This is a genomic window from Arthrobacter sp. S2(2024) (genome assembly GCF_036662515.1).
GTDB lineage: Bacteria > Actinomycetota > Actinomycetes > Actinomycetales > Micrococcaceae > Arthrobacter.
In genome coordinates, this window is the sequence record NZ_JAYKZI010000008.1 from 23,504 (window position 1) to 41,181 (window position 17,678).

Below are 17,678 nucleotides of genomic sequence, written 5' to 3' on the forward strand. Positions count from 1 at the left end.
TGGAACCACGGATTTTCTTTGTCCCGGAAGTCTTACCCACGGCTAACCCGCACGAAACCACACCGCAACATTGGCCCGCCACACTGGAATAGCCGGCAAATGCTGGCAGCTCCAGCCAGGGAGGCCACCATGTTGAAGGAAGTATCAACCCACCCCACAAGAATCCGCGCGCTTGACCAGCTGCACCGCGGCGACCAGATCGAAGCCCGCCTCTCCGTCGGACCCTCCTACGATGACGTTGTCATCCGCAGGGGCAGCGTCCAGGAAACGGCCCCGGGCATCGGCGTCGTTTGGATCATGGATCAGCTGACGGGCCTGCGCAAGGCCATCAATACCGACGAATGCACAGTCTGGCGAGTGGCCTGACCTGGCCCCGAACCACTCAGCCGCCAGCCACGGACTGGATGATCAAGACCTCCTGGCCGGCAGCTACCTCAGTATCCAGACCCTTCAGACGCCGGACCTCCTCGCCGTTCACGTAAATATTCACGTAGCGGCGGAGCGAACCGGTTTCATCCCGGATCCTCCGGGCCAGCACCGGGTAGTCCCCGGTCACAGCATCAAGCAAGCTTTCCACGGTCACAGCTCCGTCGGCGGGCGTAGTCAGATAGGACTGCCCGCCGGCGAGGGGCTGGAGAACGCTGGGCAAAAGCACCGTAATGTCGGGCAACGTACGTCCTAGGCCGGCAGGCTGGATGCTGCGGCGGCAGCGGCCAATTCGTCTGCCACATCTGCGGGGACGACGCCGGAGACAACAGCAGCCCGGACACACAAAACATCAGGTAGATGCGAGGCGACTTCAATGAAGGACTCGCCCTCATCAGCGCTGGCGTAGACAGAACCGCCGCGCGTTCCGAAGTACACCCCGGCAGGTTCAGCAGAATCCACCGCGGCTGCGTCACGGAGCACGGCGTTGTATTCATGGTCCGGGAGACCCACATCCAAACGCTTCCAGGTATTCCCGGCGTCGTCCGTGCGGTGCACCGCGAGATGGCCGTCCGGCGGAATCCGCTCACTATCGGCCTTGATCGGGATCACCCAGGCGGTCCCTTCGCGGCGGGGGTGGGTGAGCATCACGAAGCCGAAATCAGCGGGAAGGCCGTCGGCGATTGAAACCCAGTTCTCGCCGTTGTCGTCCGTGCGGTACACACCGTGGTGGTTCTGCGCATACAACCGGCCTTCGACGGCGGCATCCGCGGCGATCTTGTGGACGCACTGGCCGAACTCGGGATTGGGATCGGGCATGAAGTAGGCCGAGATCCCCTTGTTGCGGGCCTCCCAGGAGGTTCCGCCGTCGAGCGATCGGTAGACGCCGCCCGTGCTCATGGCGACATGGACGTTCTCCCCGGAAGGATTGACCACGATCGAGTGGGCGGCAGCGCCACCGTAACCCGCGCCCCACTCGCTGCGATGCGGGTGGTCCCAGAGGCCGCGGTTCAACTCGAAGTGTTCTCCGCCGTCGGTCGATTTCCAGACAGAGATCGGTTCGCAACCCGCCCAGACCACCCCGGGCCGGGATGCGGAGTCCGGGTAGATCTGCCAGATCCGTTCCAGAGCGGCATCCGTGCCGTCCGGGAATTTGATGGCACCTTGTTCGGGCTCGGTCCATGTGGCGCCCAGGTCATCGGAGTGGGCCACCGTAGGACCCCAGTGTTCGGAGCGCACGCCCACCATGATCCGGGGCTTGTCCCCGCGCGTATCGATCCCGATGCTGGGGATCTCGCTCATGAGGAAGTGCGGACCGGAAAGGGACCATTCCTTGCGGTCTGAGCTGCGCGCCAGCCACAGTCCTTTTTTGGTCCCGATCGCCAAGACATAACTCTCTGCGGTAGCCATGCACCCCATGCAACCATCCCGGCGCGGGAGCCGCAACGGTTTTATGAACCGGTCTAGGAAAGCGCCTCAGTCCACGAACTCGGACTGCGTCTCAATGAAATCCCAGTCGGCGTCGCTCAGCCCGCCGGCCAGCTCTTCAAGGCGCGGACCTCCGACATCCGCAATCCGTTGCAGAACTTCCAGTGGAAGCTCAGTGGCACGAAGGTTTTCGCGCAGCCATTCCTTGCTCTTAAGGTCTATGTCCAGCCACCACATGAAGATCTCCACGTGGACCACCCCTTCCTGTGCAAGTTAACGCTAGGCCCGCGCCGGGTGCACTACAAGGGGCCGGGTACCCCGATCAAACGCCGGGTTTCGCCGTGAACCCGGGACCGGAAAAAGTAAAGTGAAAGTAGTTATTCAGATTGGTAGCGGAGTGCTGTTGGGGCACGTAAGCTATTTGTCAGCAGGAACCCCCAAGAACCTGCTCCAAAGTCCGCTCCGGAGTGCGTATCCCCCAATAACGCACTCCGGAGCTCTTTGTTTAAGCCTCGCGACACGCAAAATCCCTGGCGCCCACGGAATTCCGGGGTCGCCAGGGATTTTCCGTGTCGCTCAGCGTTTAGACGAACTGGTACAGCAGCGCCGCCATGCCGAAGCCCACTACCGAGAGCACGGTCTCCAGCACCGTCCACGTCTTCAGGGTGTCCTTGACTGACATGTTGAAGTACTTGGAGATGATCCAGAATCCGCCGTCGTTCACGTGGCTGGCGATGATGGAGCCGGAGGAGATGGCCATGACAATCAGGGCCAATTGCGGCTGCGAATAGTGTCCGGCCGTGAGCGCCGGGGCCAGGATGCCGCCGGTGGTCACGATCGCGACCGTGGCCGAGCCCTGGGCGAGGCGCATGCCGCAGGCGATCACGTAAGCGGACACGATGACCGGAAGCCCGGCCTTGGCCAAGGTGTCCGCCACGGCGTTGCCCACCCCGGTTGCCGAGAGCACGGCGCCGAAGAATGCGCCGGCTCCAACAACGAGCAGGATCATGCCGACCGGCTTCAGCGAGGCTGAGCTCAGTTCGGAAAGGTCCTTGGCGCTCATGCCCCGGCGCGTGCCCAGGAGCCACATCGAGAGTGCAACGGCGACGGTGAGCGCAATGGCCGGATTGCCGAAGAACACGAGCGCATCCCGGAATCCGCCGGTGGGGAGGAAGACGTTGCCGAAGGTGGCGCCAAGGATCAGGAGCATCGGCAGGCCGATGGCAAGGGCAACGACGCTCATAGGCGGCTCGTGGCCAACGGCTTCCTCTGCCTCCGGGATCACGCGGTCCTCCGGAACGGACACTTGCACGCGCTTGCCGATCCACTGGCCCCAGAGAATGCCGGAAGCGAACCAAGCGGGGATACCGCAGGCGAGGCCCATGATGATGATCCAGCCAAGTTCAACGTGGAACAGGCCAGCCGCTGCCACGGGACCCGGGTGCGGTGGCAGGAAGGCGTGGGTCACCGAGAGGCCGGCGAGGAGCGGCAAGGCATACAGAATCAGGGATTTCCCGCCGCGTACCGCCGCCACGTAGACGAGGGGTGCGAGCACGAAAATACCGATGTCGAAGAAGACCGGAATGCCGAGGACAAAACCGGTGACGCCCATGGCCAGCGGCGTTCCCTTTTCGCCGAAGATCTTCACGAGCCTGCCCAGCAGGACCTCCGCACCACCGGAACGTTCCAGGATGGCGCCCAGGACGGTGCCCAGGCCGATGATCAACGTGATGTGTCCGAGGATCCCGGCGAAGCCCTTCTCGATGAGGGCGTCACCGCTCTTGATGGGCGAGCCGACGAGGGCATCGATGCTCACGCCGCCCGCCAGCGCGACGAGCACGCTGGTACCCACCAAGGCAATGAACGGTTCTACCTTGACTTTGATGATCAGAAACAACAGGAGGGCAATGCCGGCCCCTGCCAGGAGAAGCAGGCCGGCGGTATCGTGCCGCAGCCAGTTCAGGAATTCATTCATGGAGGTTACTTTCTGGGGATTCCTACGCGAGGGTGGCGGTGAAGGCGGCGGCCCTGGCCGAAATGTCAGCCCAGTCGCCTGCGGCCACGGCGGAGGGAGGGACCACGCTGGTTCCACAGCAGACCGCTGCGGCGCCGGCGTCGAGATAGCTCTTGGCGTTAGAGGCGTCGATCCCGCCGGAGGGCAGAAGCCGGATGCCAGGGTAGGGACCCTGGAGATCCTTAAGGTAGGCCGGGCCGAGCTGCCTAGCCGGGAAGATCTTGACTGCCGCGGAACCGAGGTCAAGGGCCTGCGCCACCTCCGTGGGTGTCATGGCGCCCAAACTGAAGGGAATACCGGCGGCCGCAGCCACCGCCGCAACCTCGGGGCGAAGGCCGGGCGTCACCAGGAATCGGGCACCGGCGTCGATTGCTGCCTTCGCCTGCTCGGCCGTCATCACGGTACCGATTCCGACGGCGGCGCCGTGCTTCGCGGCGGTGTCCGCCGCCCGCCGGACGTGCTTCAGCACGTCCGGGGTGGTGAACGTCAGTTCGACGCTGCGGATGCCGGCGCCGGCCAGTGCGTGGCACAGCTCGGCGGCGTCGGGGATAAATGGCGCACGGACGACGGCGAGGGTGCGGTCGGCTTCAAGCTGTTCGACGAATTCTTCAGGAGTCATGCGATTCCGTACTTCCTGCTCGGGTGCGTCCGTCGGGGCTGCGGCGCAGGGCGCGGCCGGCACGGGCGCCGGTGGGCTTCCCGCCGTCGATCGCTGCCGTCCCGTTGACGAACACGTAATGGATGCCAGTGGCTGGCTTGCGGGGGTTTTCAAAGGTGGCTTCGTCACGGACGGTGCGCGGATCGAAGAGGACGACGTCGGCCGCGTAGCCTTCGCGGACGAGCCCCCGGCGGTCGAGCTTGAGCCGCCCGGCGGGGCGGCCGCTCAAGTGGTGGACCATTTCTTCCAGGGTCAGCAAGCCCAGGTCGCGGCTGTAATGGCCCAGGTAGCGGGGAAAGGTTCCCCAGGCACGCGGGTGCGGCTTGGCTCCGACCAAGAGGCCGTCGCTGCCGCCCGTGTGCGTGCGATGGACCATGATGGCCTGCACGTTTTCCTCGTGTCCGACGTGCTGCAGGATGCCGGTCCCCAAGCGGTCCTCTTGGAGGATCCGAACGAACACGTTGAAGGGCTCAGCGTTGGATTCGGCGGCGATTGCGGCGATGGTCTTGCCCACATGGCCGGCGAGTGCCGGGTTCTGGACGCCGCTGACCTCCAGGGTGTGCCACTCGGCAACCACGCCATGGCAGCCGTCGGAGCCGTAGATCTCCACGCTTTCGCGGATCCTCGCTAGCGTAGCCGGGTCAGCCAACCGCGTGAGTGTGGCCTCGGTGCCGCCGGAGGATGACCAGCTGGGCAAGATGGCCGCGAGCGTGGTGGCTCCGGGGAGGTAGGGATAGGTGTCGAGCGTGATGTCGGCGCCGTCGTCGAGCGCTGCGTCGATGAGTTCAAGAAGCTCGCCCGCCCTGCCCTTGTTTTCGGCGAAGTTCATGGTGGCGTGGGAAAGGTGCAGCGCGCAGCCGGTGTCCCTGCTCAGTCCGATCATCTCAGCGTAGGCGCCGAGCGCGCCCTTTCCGTAGGAGCGATGGTGCGGGGCGTAGAAACCACCCAGCTCCCCCACGGTCCGGCATAGTCCTGCCAGTTCCTCCGTGCGGGCGTACATTCCGGGGGTGTAGGTCAGTCCGGAGGACATCCCCACGGCGCCTTCCTCCATCGCGGTGCGGACCAAGTCCTGCATCCGCTCCTGCTGCTCAGGTGTCGGGTCCCCTTCGCCGAAGCCCATCACGAGGGCCCGTACGGTTCCCTGCGGCACGAGGTAGGCGGCGTTGGTGGCGATCCTCTTGCCGTTTTCGGACGCGTCGAGGCGGTCCAGGTACTCGCCCACGGTTCGCCAATCCCAGTCGAAATCCTGCGGGTTGTCGTTCCAGCCGGCGATCTTCTCGCGGACTCCGGTAAGCGTGGCGTCGTCCACCGGAGCGTAGGACAGCCCGTCCTGGCCCAGCAGTTCGGTGGTGACGCCTTGGCTCAGCTTGGCGTAATGGTCTTTGTTGACCAGCAGCTGCAGGTCCGAATGGGCGTGCATGTCGATGAAGCCCGGGCTCAGGACGAGTCCCGCGGCGTCGATGGTCCGCTCGGCGCCGGTTCCGCTCGCGGCGAGGGATCCGGCGTCGGCGACGACGGCGATCACCTCGCCGTCCAGCAGGACGTCCGCGGTGCGGCGGTCCATCCCGGTTCCGTCCACCAGGATGGCGTTGCTGATGAGGGTCTTCATGGCGAGGGTCCTAGAAGAAGGTATGGATGAGGTCGACGACGGTTTGGTCACCGTTGGTGTCCGCCAGCACTGGGATGAGGGTCCACTTGTCAAAGGCTGTGCACGGATGCGAAAGTCCGAGGCGCACGACGTCGCCGGGCCGCACGGTGGTGGTGCCGGCGTCGAAGGTCATGAAGCAGTGCTGGTCGTTGACGGCGGTGATCTCGGCACCGCCGAGGGGCAGCATGGGACCACCGAGCGCGGGCCCGATCAGCTGTGGACGCGGCAGGCCTTCGTCAATGGGCAAGTCCCGTTTGCCGGCGTCGAGGATGGCGAGGCCGGGTTCGGGCTGGGACACGACGCGCGCCCAGCCGTGCATAGCTGCCATGAACGGCTGGCCGCCGTCGCGGGAAAACGGCGAGATGCCCCGGTAGAAGCCGTCGTCGTGGATGATGTAGGCGCCGCTGCGGATCATGAGTTCCACCCGGGGGCTTGCCTCGGAGCCAGCGGTGGCGTAGGGCGAAAGGACGTCGACGACGTCGTCGAAGTACGCGCTGCCGCCTGCGGTGAGAATGACGGCGTCGGATCCGTAGAGACCCTCCACGAGGAGCCGCTGATGCAGCTCACCCATCTGGCCCAAGTAGCCGCGGACGGCGGCAAGACTGCCGGCGTCGGCCGTGTGGGCCAACGATCCTTCGTAGCCGCTCACCCCCACGAGCCGCAGGTGCGGGGAGGCACTGACGGCGCGGGCGACGTCGAGTGCAGCCTCCACGCCTCGTGCCCCGGTGCGGCCGCCGATCCCGCCGAGCTCAACGAGGACATCCAGGACGGCGTTGCTTCCAACGGCTTCCAAGGTGCGGCCAATAACCTGCACGGTAACGGTGGAGTCCACCCAGGACAGGATCGGCTGGTCCGGACTCGCGGTCTTGGCGACCCATTCGATCGCGTGCGGATCGCTCAGGCTGTTGGCCAGTTGCAGGCGCCGCACGCCGAACGCGCGGGCCACGCGGAGCTGGGCGAAGTTCGCCACGGTGATCCCCCAGGCGCCGCGGCTCAGCTGTTCGGCCCAGAGCTGTGGCGCCATGGTGGTCTTTCCATGCGGAGCCAGCAAGACGCCATGCTCCGCGCACCACGAAGCCAGCCGATCGGCATTGCCGCGCATCGCCCCGGCATCAAGCGTCAACAACGGTGTCTGGAGGTCCTTGAGTTTCGGGGTTGTGGAGAGGAACTCGCGGTGGCTGGTGCCGTTGGCTGTGGCGGGCACGGCTTTGTGCCGCCAGTCGAGCCGGACATCCGCCAGGCGGCCCACGGCGTCCGCCGCAATTGCCCCGGCCTCTGCTCCGGCCCCGGACGTGGAAGTGTTCACCAGTTCGATCCCTTCACGATGCGCAACTTCACTGTGCGCAATTCACTGTGCGCATTCTGCTCGCAAACCCGGTGCGTTGCGTATTTTGCAACGCAGGTTGCAAAGCTGTTGGTGATATGTCTAACATGGTGCAGGATTGGGAGTCAAGGCCGCGGCGTGGCCCGGCACTCCCTGACCAGGCCACGGAAATCCCTTCTTCATTGGGTGTCGAGTGCCGCTGGAAGCGGCAGAGGGAGCGCGCGAGTTTCATGCTTTCAGCTGTATGTGTGGGCGAGACGATGGCCATGCTCACCCCGGTGAAGCCCGTCCCGCTGCACCAAGCCACGGAGCTGCACTGCGGCATCGGCGGCGCGGAATCGAACGTTGCCATGGGCCTGGCTGCCATGGGCCTGGACTCCCACTGGGTAGGCCGGGTGGGCAAGGACGGATTCGGTATCCGGATCCTGGAGGAACTCAGCAGCCACGGAGTAGGCGTTTCCGGCGTCGAGGTCGATCCCGGACGGCCCACCGGGCTTTACGTCAAGGTGCCAGCCCAGGGAACAGACCCCGACGGCGGCAGTTCAGTTTTGTACTACCGGCAGGGTTCCGCCGCATCAGCGATGAGCCTGGGCACCCTGGCGAATCCCGCCGTCGAGCGTTTGCTTAACGAAGCATCGCTCATCCACCTGAGCGGCATCACAGCGGCGATCTCGGCCGAATGCCTTCAGCTCACGGAAGCCATCCTCGCCGCCCCGAGGCACGGCCGCCTCATCAGCTTCGACGTCAATTGGCGCGCCGCGCTCTGGGCCGGCCAGGACCGTTCCGTACTGCGCCGCCTGGCCAATCTCGCCGACATCGTGCTGGTGGGCAAGGACGAAGCCGAGCACGCCTTCGGCACTACGGACGAAACTGAACTGCGGCGCCTCATGCCTGATCCCGCCGTCGTCGTCATCAAGAACGAAGCCACTAGCGCCATCGCCCTGGAACGGGACGGGACGCGGTCCGAGGTGTCGGCATTGTCCGTGGACGTGCTTGAGCCGGTGGGCGCGGGCGATTCCTTCGCGGCCGGGTACCTCAGCGGCGTGCTGTTCGGCCTCGGGCAGAAGGCGAGCCTTCGCCGCGGTCACGTCGCCGCAGCCTGCACCCTCACCGTGCATGGCGATCGTGGCCCGCTCCCCGGCTCCACCCTGCTTTCGGCCATCCTCGGTTCCACAGACGCCGAATGGGCTGCGATCCACGTCGCCGCAGGACACTTCAGCAGCCATGACCGAAGCCTTCACGATCGGAGCACAGCACCATGAGCCAAAGCCTGATGCGGGCCATCGACCTGCTAGCCGAGCTTGCGGCCAAACCGGCCACCCTGGATGAGCTTGCCTCCAAGGCGTCGGTACACAAGACAACCGTCATGCGGCTCCTGCACGCCATGGAGGAAAAGCGATTCGTTGTCCGCGATGAGGACCAGCGGTTCATGCTTGGATCCAAACTGTTCGAGCTGTCCTCGCTCGCCCTGGAGCAGCGGGACATCCGCAAAGTGGCGCACCCGTACTTGGCTGAGCTGAACGGAAAGACCGGGCACACCGTGCACCTTGCCGCGTTCGAGGGCAATGACGTGGTGTACATCGACAAATTCGAGTCGCACCATCCCGTGCGGATGTACTCCCGGATCGGCCTGACCGCGTCCCTGCATTCGGCCGCCGTCGCCAAAGTCCTGCTTGCCGACATGCCGCGCAGCCGGCAGGAAAAGATCGCGGCGGGACTCGACTACACAAGAATTACCGACACCACCCTGACCTCGCCGGAGGCCCTTTTGGCCGAACTGGAGCAGGTCAGGGTCCAGGGCTGGGCCCATGACAACGCCGAGCACGAATCCTTCGTGCACTGCATCGCGACCCCCATTCGCGACGCGAGCGGCGCCGTCGTGGCCGCAGCCTCTTGTTCGGTACCGGTGGTGATGCTCAGCTATGAAGGACTGCTTGAGCTGCTGCCCGACCTCAAAGCCAGCACCGAGGCCATCTCCCGCGACCTCGGCTGGATCAGCCACGAAAGGAACTCCGCATGAGTGAAAAGACTGTAGTACTGACCGAAAACGCTCCGGCCCCGGCGCACGTATTCTCCCAAGGCATCCAGAAGGGCGGCCTGTTCCAGGTCTCGGGCCAAGGCCCCATGGATCCCGCCACCAACCAGTACATCGGCGAGGGCGACGTCCGAGTCCAGACCCGCCGCACACTGGAGAACGTGAAGGCGATCCTCGAAGCCGGCGGCTCCTCAGTGGAAGACGTCATCATGTTCCGCGTCTACCTCACCACCCGCGACGACTTCGCCGCCATGAACGAGGTCTACGGCGAATTCATCACCGAGAACGTCCCCAGCGGCCAACTGCCTAGCCGCACCACGGTGTTCGTCGACCTCCCGCACGAAGTCATGCTCGTGGAAATCGACGCGCTGGCCGTTACGGCGTAAGCCCCGGAGCCCGGCTTGGTGGCACTATTGGGTGATGCCCTTCATGCGCTTTCCCCGGCTTAAGAGGGCGTCTTCCCGGGAGGGACGCCAAGCGAACCGGCTGGCGTCGGCCTCAACCGGATGGTGGCTGCTGGTTGTCGTATTCATCGAGGCTGCAGTCGCGTTGTCTATCCGCCTGCCCTTGGCTTTCGGGCTTCCGCCGTGGGGCGGCATCGATGAAAAGACCGGATTCCCCGCGCTTCTCGCACTGCTGATCGTGCCCCTGGTGGTACTGGCCGCGTGGCGTCTCATGCGGCAGCAGCAGCGGGAACGCAGCCAGGCGTTCCGGACGTCGCGCTTGATGGACACCGTGCTGCACACAAGCATGGACTGGCTGTGGGCCACGGGGCCCGATGGACGATTTACGTTCTGCAGCCCGGCGTGCAAGGACATCACGGGGTACGAACCCTCCGAACTGCTGGGGAGGCACATCACCCGCGTGATCGACCCCGGGGACCTCGCAGACGCACGGGTGGACTGGAAAGCCAGGGAAAGCGGCGACTCCTCGTGGTCATGTGTAATCACCGTGTGCCGCCACCGGGATGGCAGCCGCGTCTTGATTGATGTAGCCGGAAGGCCGATTCGCGACAGGGAGGGCAGGGACTGCGGTTTCGAGGGCACCTGCCGTGTCTTGAATTCAGAGGCAACACGTTCGCGGGCGGAAGTCACTGTCCGCATCCAGGCCTTGCTCAACGACGGCTCACTCATCACAGCATTCCAGCCGATCCGGTGCCTGGAAACGGGCAACGTCGTTGGAGTGGAATCCTTGACAAGGTTCAGCGGTTCCCAGGAGTTGTCCCCCGAGGTGCGTTTCATGGAGGCCGCCTCGGTCGGCCTGGATATCGAGCTTGAGATCCTTGCTCTCCGGACGGCGCTGACCACCGCGGCAGGGCTCCCACCGGAGCTGTACATCGCGGCAAACCTCTCACCCCGGGCGTGCCTTGACCCCCGGCTGGCAGCCGCGATTGTGGAGTCGGCCATCCCTCCGCGGCGCATCGTTCTTGAGGTCACCGAACGCCATGAGGTGGCCAACTATGAGCCGCTCGCCGAAGCGTTGGCACCGTTGCGGCGCGCCGGGCTCAGAATAGCCGTGGACGACGCCGGTGCCGGCTTTGCTTCCATGCGCCACATCCTGCAGCTCAAGCCGGACCTCATCAAACTCGATCGCGAAATCATCGCCGGGATCGACACGGATCCAGGCCAGCGGGCATTGGGAGCTGCGATGGTCGGTTTTTCCTCCGAAATAGGGGCCGCCCTGGTAGCCGAAGGGATCGAGACCGAGGCCGAGCTGGCTGCGGTCACCAAGCTCGGGATGACCGCGGCCCAAGGCTACCTTCTCGGCCGCCCGTCGCTCCGGCCTGAGGACTGGGCGGCTTGGGGGTAGCGATGGCCGCTACCCCTCGGGTTGGTGCGCCGTGACCAGCCCATCGAAGTCCCGAACGACAACGCCTGTAGCTGTCTCCACTGGGAGGCCGTTCCGCGCCCAATACTCAATGCCGCCGATCATCTCCCGCACCGGGTACCCAAGTTCGGCGAACGCCAGGGCCGCGAAGGTACTTCCGTTGCAGCCCGGTCCCCACGAATAGACCACTATTGCGGTCCCGGCGGGGATCAGTGCGGCTGCCCGTGCGGGTATCTCCGCGGTCGGAAGGTGCATGGCGCCGGGGATATGGCCGTGGTCCCACGACGACTGCCTTCGGGTATCCACGAGCACGAAACTGCCGGGAGCCGCATCGGCGACGTCCATGACGTCGATCTCGAACCGCAACTTCGCCCGGAAGTAGGCGCCTGCGGCACCGTCCGCCCCAACCGCAGCACCGGCGTCGTTCATTGGCGTTTTCATGAGCCCCTCTAAGCGAGCTTGGCGAGTTTGGCGCCTGCCCGTCGCGATCCCAGCTTGGCCGAGATGCGCAGGCTGGTTTCGGCGGCCATGGGACCTACTTCCCGGACGCGTTTGGCGGTCATGCGGGACGACAACGATGAAACGCTGAGGGCGGCCACCACGTGATCATCGTGGCCAAAGATCGGGGCGGCCACGCACCGGACCTCGGGTTCGTTCTCACGGTCGTCGATCGCGTAGCCCCGGCGTCGGATCGCGGCGAATTCAGTCCGCAACTGCTCGGGATCCGTGATGGTCCTGTCGGTGATCGGCACCAGGTCGCCGGCCAGGATCGGAGCCACCACTTCCTCCGGACTGAACGCCAACATGGCTTTGCCGACCGCAGTGCAATACGCCGGCATGGTCGCCCCAACGCGCGATGCCATACGAACTGTTGCCTCGTCTTCAACTTTGTCGAGGTAAACCACATCATGGCCGGACAAGACCCCCAAGTGGCAGGTGCTTTCCGTAGCCCTCATCAGCACCCTGAGCTCGGCGTTCGCGACGCTACGCAAATCGAGCCGGTCCAGGTATGACTGTCCCAAACGCAGGCAACCATGGCCCAGCCGGAAGCGGCCGCTCTCGGCATCGCGTTCCAGCAGGTTTTCGTCCAACAAGGGCGCGGCCAACCTCAGGACCGTGCTCTTGTTGAGCCCGGAGAGCTTGGTCAGCTCCACCAAGGCGAGTCCGTCCGCGCTCACCGGATGCTCCGCCACCACCGCCAGCAAAGCCAGCGCCTTCCGCAACGAAGCCGAGGAGTTCCGGGCCTCCATGCCTTCAGTACCCACGTGTGTCCTATCCAGCGGCAATGCGCTGCTCGGCGTCGTAATCGCGTTTCCAGCCAGCCACGCCAGGCCTCAATTGCCAGGGATGCGGTCCGGACAGCGGCCGGTATTCCACTCCCATGGCCTCCAGGCGTTCCAGGTGCGCGCCTTCGAGCCTGGCCAGGAAACCATCGTAGTCCCGGTTCTCCGGCTGGGACCAGAGCACCTCCGCCACGGCGCTCAGCCGCGGAAACGCGGCGAAGTGGACCCGTCGCGGGGAATCCAGGTGTTCCGTCCAGATGTTGGCCTGCGCCCCGAGGAGCCTGCCCGGGAACGCCTCATCCGCACCCGCGGGCAGGGGTTCGAAGCCGTAGACATCCTGCAGCGTGGTGACAAAACCCACGGGCACGGGTTCGTCGTCGCCGTCGGCCTGCCGGTGGTCCAGGTACAGCCTGTGCTCAGGGCACATGACCACGTCATAACCGCTTTTGAGCGCGCTCATACCGCCTTCATAGCCTCGCCAGGAGGCCACCAACGCACCATCCGGCAGCTCGCCGTCGCCGATTTCGTCCCACACGGAGGTAGCCCGCCCACGTGCGTCAAGGTGCCCCGCCAACTGCCCCACAAACCAGCTGTGCAATCCCGAAACGTCCGGCATCCCGAGTTCGCGGGCTTTGGACTGCGCCTGGGCGCTGGATTGCCACTGGGTGAGCGGAACTTCGTCTCCGCCCAAGCTGATCCAGCGGGATGGGAAGATCTCCACCACTTCATCGAGCACGTTGCGGTAGAACTCCAACGAGGTTTGCGAGACTTCCAGGACCGTCTCGTTGATTCCCCAACGGGTCCACACCCCGGGGGCCGCGCCCGTTCCCAGTTCCGGGTAGGCGGCGATGGCGGCCTGGCTGTGTCCCGGAACGTCAATTTCGGGGATGACTGTGATGTGCCGCTCGGCAGCGAACGCGACCACTTCGCGGAGATCGTCCTGGCTGTAGAAGCCGCCGTGCGGAAGCCCGTCGAAAACCCCTGCCCGCCACGAACCCAGCGATGATTCGCGCCGCCACGCCCCGGTCTCAGTGAGCTTCGGGTAGCGGTTGATCTGGATCCGCCAGCCTTGGTCGTCCGTGAGGTGCAGGTGCAGGACGTTGAGCTTGTGCATGGCCATCACCTCGATGAACCGGAGCAGGTTGTCCTTGGGCATGAAGTGCCGGGCCACGTCCAGCATGGCCCCGCGGTACCCGAAACGCGGGTGGTCCAGGATGGATACCTTGGGAACCGGCCATGCGCCGCCCGTCTCCGGAACGGGCGCTTGCCGCAACGCGGCAGGTCCCATCAGCTGCAGGAGCGTCTGCGCGGCATAGAAGGCTCCGGCCGGACCGCCCGCATGAATCACGACGGCGGCGCCCACCTCCAGTCGGTACGCCTCGGCGTCGAGCTCCGGGTCAAGCAGGAGGCTGATACCCGCGTCGGCGGCGGCCGGGAACAGGTCCCAGCCAGTGGCCGCGCCGAGGGTCCGGGCGAGCCAGCGGCGCGCATTGTTGAGCTCCGGATCGGCGGCCAGCGTGGTGGTTGCGTCCAGTTCCAGGAAACCGCCGCTGGACTCCACCGAGGACGGAATAGGAACCAGCAGATCCGCTGCGCTCATCCCTTCACCGCCCCGGCCAGGCCGGATACGAGTTTTCGCTGCACCGCGATGAAGAAGATCAGCACCGGAATGGTCATGATCACGGAACCGGCCATGATGGCGCCCCAATCGTTCTGGTCGGGTTTGAAGAAGGTCAACAACGCCATGGGCAGGGTCTGGTTCTCCTGGGCGGAAATGATGAATGTCTTGGCGAAGAGGAAGTCGTTCCACGTTGAGATGAAGGAAAACACCGAGCATGCCACCACTCCGGGCGCCACGAGCGGGAAGAGGATCGAGCGGACAAAGCGGAAACCGCTCGCGCCGTCTATGCGGGCTGCCTCTTCGATCTCCACCGGCACGGCTGCCACGAAGCCACGAAGCATCCAGATCGCGAACGGAATACTGAAGCCCACATGGACCAGCACCAGGGAGCCGAGCTGGTTCAAGCCCACCAACGGTACGGCCTCCCCGGCATTGCGCAGCAGGAAGAACAACGGAATGGTGAGCGCTTCGACGGGCACCATCTGGGACACGAGGACCACGATCAGCAGCTTGGTGCGCATCTTGAATTGGTAGCGGGTCAGTGCCACGGAGGCCAAAAACGCCAGCACAGTGGAGACGATGACGACCACGAGCGCCACGATCACGCTGTTGAGGAAGTACCTGCCGAAGTTGTTCACTGACAGGACCCGCATGAAGGAGTCGAAGGACGGTTCCAGCGTGAACGGCGCCGCATCGCCGGCGTCGAGCGCCGTCTTCGGCTTGAGGGCCGAAAGGACCATCCAGAACAGGGGGAACGCGACAAGAAGCGCGATGGCGAGTGCCGCCACATCGGCGCCGAACCGGCGTCGTCCGCCCTTGCGGAACTGTTGCGGCGCGACCGGTGCGGGCCGGTTCTTGCGGAGCGGAACGTCGACGGCGGTCACAGGACTTCTCCCGTTCTCTTGAGGATGCGGAGGTAGACGAGGGTGATGATCATCAGCAGCGCGGTCATGATGACGCCAAGGGCCGAGCCGAGGCCATAAAGGCTGGCCGCGAAGGCCTGCTGGTAGCCGTAGACATTCAGCACGAGGTTCTGCCCGGCAATACCGCCGCCGTTGGTCATGATGTATATCTGGGAGAAGATCTTGAAATTCCAGATGATGGACTGGATGGTCACCACCATCACGATGGGCCGCAGCATCGGAAGCATGATGCTGCGCGCGATCCGGGGCATGGAAGCACCGTCGAGCCGCGCCGCCTCAATGACTTCGGTGGAGATCGCCTGGATGCCGGCGTAGACCGTCACGAGTACGAACGGGAACGAACACCACACCACTTCGCTGGCCACCAACCCGAAGGCGGACCATTTGTCGTAGGTCCAGGAGTAGCCGTTGAACTGCGTCAAGCCCACCGACACGAGCGCCTTGTTGACGAGCCCCAGCGTGGGGTCGAAGAGGAACAACCACACGGCGCTGCCGGTGACGGCCGGTGTGGCCCAAGCGCCCAAGGAGACGACGAACAGTGCGCTCCGGACCCAGGGCCGGAGCCGCGTGGCCAAGACCGCCAACGACGTTCCCACGAGCAGCGTCAGGACAACGCAGGCGCCTGCGAACAGCACGGTGTTGCCCAGGACGGACCAGAACTCCGGATCGGCGAACAGTTTCTGGTAGTTCTCCAGGCCCGTGAATTGCAGTGGTGCCTTGCCACTGACTTGGGCCTGGCGGTAGTCGTACAAAGAAACGTTGATGAGCTGGAAGATCGGGTATCCCAGCAGCGCGATCAGGACAATGAAAGCCGGGGCCAGGTAGAACCACGGTTCCAAGCCGCGCTTGCCTAGCGCACGACGGCGGGACGTCCCCGCCGTCGTCGGCTTGCGGTTCTGCTCGCGGTTGGCCCCGTTCGTGTCCGCCTTCGCGGACGCGAACGCCGTCACGCCGCGCCGCCTGGCGCGGATCGGCCGTGCTTCACGAACCTCGTCATTTGGATCCGAAGACCTTGTTCATGGCCGCTGCCGCATCCGCAGTAGCGGTATTGACGTCAGCCTTGCCCGTGACGATCTTCTGGTACATGCCGGTGAAGATGCCCTGGGCGTCGATGGTGGACCAGGTTTCGGTCACGGGGACGAAATTGGTGCCGGCGGCGAGGGTCTTGATGAAGGGGTCAAGCTGCGGATTGGACGCGGCAACAGACTTCTGGACGTCGCTGAATGTGGGCAGGTTGCCCATGGCGTCGAACATCTTCTGCTGGTACTTCTTGCCTGCCAACAGCTCGACGAACTCGGCTGCGAGGGTGTGGTGCTTGCTGCTGTTGAAGACGCCCAGGTTGTTTCCGCCGGCAAACGCTGGGGCGATCGAACCAGCCGTATTGCCCGGAACCGGAACCACCGCGAACTTGTCCTTGACCGCACTGGCCGCTACGGCCTTGTAGTTGAAGTCGCCACCGATGGTCATGGCCGATTTTCCGGCGATGAACTGCTGGACGCTGGCGTTTCCGCCGAATTCGGCACACGTCTGGGGCGGGCAGATGTCGTTCTTGAGCAGCCGGGCATAAGCGGAGATGCCGTCCCGGGATTCGGCCGAATCCAGACCGGAGGCAAAGGTGCCACCCTTCTTCGTGGCAATGTTGCCGCCGTTGGCCCAGAGGTAGGGCATGGCGGAGAACTGCGCAGCTCCACCGACCGAAATCCCGAGCATGTCCGGGTTGGCTGCGCGGACGGCGCGGGCCACGGTTTCGACGTCGGCGAGGGTCTTGGGCGCCTCCAGTCCGAGCTTCTGCAGCAGATCGGTGCGGTAGTAGAGGGCCCGGACGCCGACGTACCAGGGCACGCCGTAGTTCTTGCCCCCGACGTCCGTGGTGGCCAGGATCTTGCCGTCCAGGTCCTTGGACTCATCCCAGGCCTTGATGTCCGCAGTCATGTCGGACAATCCGCCGGATGCAACGTAGCTGGCAAGGTCTGTGTTGCCGAACTCGGCGACGTCGGGAGCGCTCGAGGGGTCGTTGAACGCGGCCTTGAACCGTTCTGCCCGGCTGTCGACGGGAATGTACTGGACGTCGACCTTGACACCGCTGTGATTGGCTTCGAAATCGGAAACCGCGGCCTTGACTACCGCGGATTTTGGGTCCTGGTTGACTTCCGAGAAGAGCCAGACGCGGATGGTGCCGGACTTCTCATCCGAAGATGACGCGGCATTGTTCGACGTGGGCGGGGCACAGGCCGTCAGCGCGAGGGCGGCGAGGGCAATGGCAGCCGCAGAGCGTGCGATTTTCAATGGATCCTCCATGGAGAAAAGGGTTAGGTGCCCGGCGGTCCCCCGCTTCGGGTATGGAAGGAAACTTTACAAACATACTTTTGTGAGCGGAAGCACAAGCGGCAAAAGGTTTGCATTGCAAAACGGGAATTTGTAAATAGTTCCATCTCTCATGACAGGTCACATACCCCCGGGGGGTACTTGCTTCATACCCCTAGGGGGTATA

18 protein-coding genes are annotated in these 17,678 nt (G+C 64.6%); 5 read left to right on the forward strand and 13 right to left on the reverse strand.

Annotated elements, in window-relative coordinates; all coding sequences use genetic code 11:
* Nucleotides 1–129: 129 nt before the first annotated feature.
* Nucleotides 130–366, forward strand: coding sequence for a hypothetical protein (locus tag VLA65_RS15535; protein ID WP_059388807.1), 237 nt, complete (start codon nt 130–132; stop codon nt 364–366).
* A gap of 16 nt (nt 367–382) precedes the next feature.
* Here the strand turns inward: VLA65_RS15535 and VLA65_RS15540 are convergent, their stop codons facing one another.
* From VLA65_RS15540 to VLA65_RS15570, 7 genes are all read right to left on the reverse strand, one after another.
* Complete coding sequence (locus VLA65_RS15540; protein ID WP_284751077.1) at nt 383–670, reverse strand: MoaD/ThiS family protein; 288 nt, start codon at nt 668–670, stop codon at nt 383–385.
* Nucleotides 671–678: 8 nt separating this feature from the next.
* Complete coding sequence (locus tag VLA65_RS15545; protein ID WP_332603028.1) at nt 679–1,845, reverse strand: WD40/YVTN/BNR-like repeat-containing protein; 1,167 nt, start codon at nt 1,843–1,845, stop codon at nt 679–681.
* A gap of 57 nt (nt 1,846–1,902) precedes the next feature.
* Complete coding sequence (locus VLA65_RS15550) at nt 1,903–2,103, reverse strand: hypothetical protein (RefSeq protein ID WP_059388808.1); 201 nt, start codon at nt 2,101–2,103, stop codon at nt 1,903–1,905.
* 334 nt (nt 2,104–2,437) lie between these two features.
* Entirely contained in the window at nt 2,438–3,829 is a 1,392-nt protein-coding gene (locus VLA65_RS15555; protein ID WP_332603029.1) for a GntP family permease, read from the reverse strand.
* A 22-nt stretch (nt 3,830–3,851) separates the two neighbouring features.
* Nucleotides 3,852–4,487 carry a bifunctional 4-hydroxy-2-oxoglutarate aldolase/2-dehydro-3-deoxy-phosphogluconate aldolase gene (locus VLA65_RS15560; RefSeq protein WP_332603030.1) on the reverse strand — a complete coding sequence of 212 codons (636 nt, stop codon included), beginning with the start codon at nt 4,485–4,487 and terminating at the stop codon, nt 3,852–3,854.
* Nucleotides 4,477–6,135, reverse strand: coding sequence for an N-acyl-D-amino-acid deacylase family protein (locus VLA65_RS15565; protein WP_332603031.1), 1,659 nt, complete (start codon nt 6,133–6,135; stop codon nt 4,477–4,479). The genes VLA65_RS15560 and VLA65_RS15565 overlap by 11 nt, the downstream gene beginning before the upstream one ends.
* Nucleotides 6,136–6,145: 10 nt before the next feature.
* Entirely contained in the window at nt 6,146–7,480 is a 1,335-nt protein-coding gene (locus tag VLA65_RS15570) for an amino acid deaminase (RefSeq protein WP_332603032.1), read from the reverse strand.
* A 248-nt stretch (nt 7,481–7,728) separates the two neighbouring features.
* Between VLA65_RS15570 and VLA65_RS15575 the strand changes: the two genes are divergently transcribed.
* Genes VLA65_RS15575 through VLA65_RS15590 form a run of 4 tightly spaced genes read left to right on the forward strand, consistent with a single transcriptional unit; the run spans nt 7,729 to nt 11,342 of the window.
* Nucleotides 7,729–8,760 carry a sugar kinase gene (locus VLA65_RS15575; RefSeq protein WP_332603033.1) on the forward strand — a complete coding sequence of 344 codons (1,032 nt, stop codon included), beginning with the start codon at nt 7,729–7,731 and terminating at the stop codon, nt 8,758–8,760.
* Entirely contained in the window at nt 8,757–9,518 is a 762-nt protein-coding gene (locus VLA65_RS15580; RefSeq protein WP_059388813.1) for an IclR family transcriptional regulator, read from the forward strand. The genes VLA65_RS15575 and VLA65_RS15580 overlap by 4 nt, the downstream gene beginning before the upstream one ends.
* Nucleotides 9,515–9,919, forward strand: coding sequence for a RidA family protein (locus tag VLA65_RS15585; RefSeq protein WP_059388814.1), 405 nt, complete (start codon nt 9,515–9,517; stop codon nt 9,917–9,919). Before VLA65_RS15580 ends, VLA65_RS15585 begins: the two co-directional genes overlap by 4 nt.
* A 34-nt stretch (nt 9,920–9,953) precedes the next feature.
* Nucleotides 9,954–11,342 carry a sensor domain-containing phosphodiesterase gene (locus VLA65_RS15590; protein WP_332603034.1) on the forward strand — a complete coding sequence of 463 codons (1,389 nt, stop codon included), beginning with the start codon at nt 9,954–9,956 and terminating at the stop codon, nt 11,340–11,342.
* Between the two features lie 9 nt (nt 11,343–11,351).
* Here the strand turns inward: VLA65_RS15590 and VLA65_RS15595 are convergent, their stop codons facing one another.
* From VLA65_RS15595 to VLA65_RS15620, 6 genes are read right to left on the reverse strand one after another with little or no spacing between them, the layout of a single operon-like run.
* On the reverse strand, nt 11,352–11,801 hold the full coding sequence (locus VLA65_RS15595) for a rhodanese-like domain-containing protein (RefSeq protein WP_332603035.1): 450 nt from the start codon (nt 11,799–11,801) through the stop codon (nt 11,352–11,354).
* Between the two features lie 8 nt (nt 11,802–11,809).
* Nucleotides 11,810–12,625, reverse strand: a complete 816-nt coding sequence (locus VLA65_RS15600) for an IclR family transcriptional regulator (protein ID WP_332603036.1) — start codon at nt 12,623–12,625, stop codon at nt 11,810–11,812.
* A gap of 7 nt (nt 12,626–12,632) precedes the next feature.
* Nucleotides 12,633–14,243 carry a beta-N-acetylhexosaminidase gene (locus VLA65_RS15605; RefSeq protein ID WP_332603037.1) on the reverse strand — a complete coding sequence of 537 codons (1,611 nt, stop codon included), beginning with the start codon at nt 14,241–14,243 and terminating at the stop codon, nt 12,633–12,635.
* Nucleotides 14,240–15,148: a carbohydrate ABC transporter permease gene (locus tag VLA65_RS15610; protein ID WP_332603038.1), complete on the reverse strand. Its 909-nt coding sequence runs from the start codon at nt 15,146–15,148 to the stop codon at nt 14,240–14,242. The genes VLA65_RS15605 and VLA65_RS15610 overlap by 4 nt, the downstream gene beginning before the upstream one ends.
* Nucleotides 15,145–16,137, reverse strand: a complete 993-nt coding sequence (locus VLA65_RS15615; RefSeq protein ID WP_284988513.1) for a carbohydrate ABC transporter permease — start codon at nt 16,135–16,137, stop codon at nt 15,145–15,147. Before VLA65_RS15615 ends, VLA65_RS15610 begins: the two co-directional genes overlap by 4 nt.
* 43 nt (nt 16,138–16,180) lie before the next feature.
* Nucleotides 16,181–17,473 carry an extracellular solute-binding protein gene (locus tag VLA65_RS15620; RefSeq protein ID WP_332603039.1) on the reverse strand — a complete coding sequence of 431 codons (1,293 nt, stop codon included), beginning with the start codon at nt 17,471–17,473 and terminating at the stop codon, nt 16,181–16,183.
* Nucleotides 17,474–17,678: the final 205 nt, after the last annotated feature.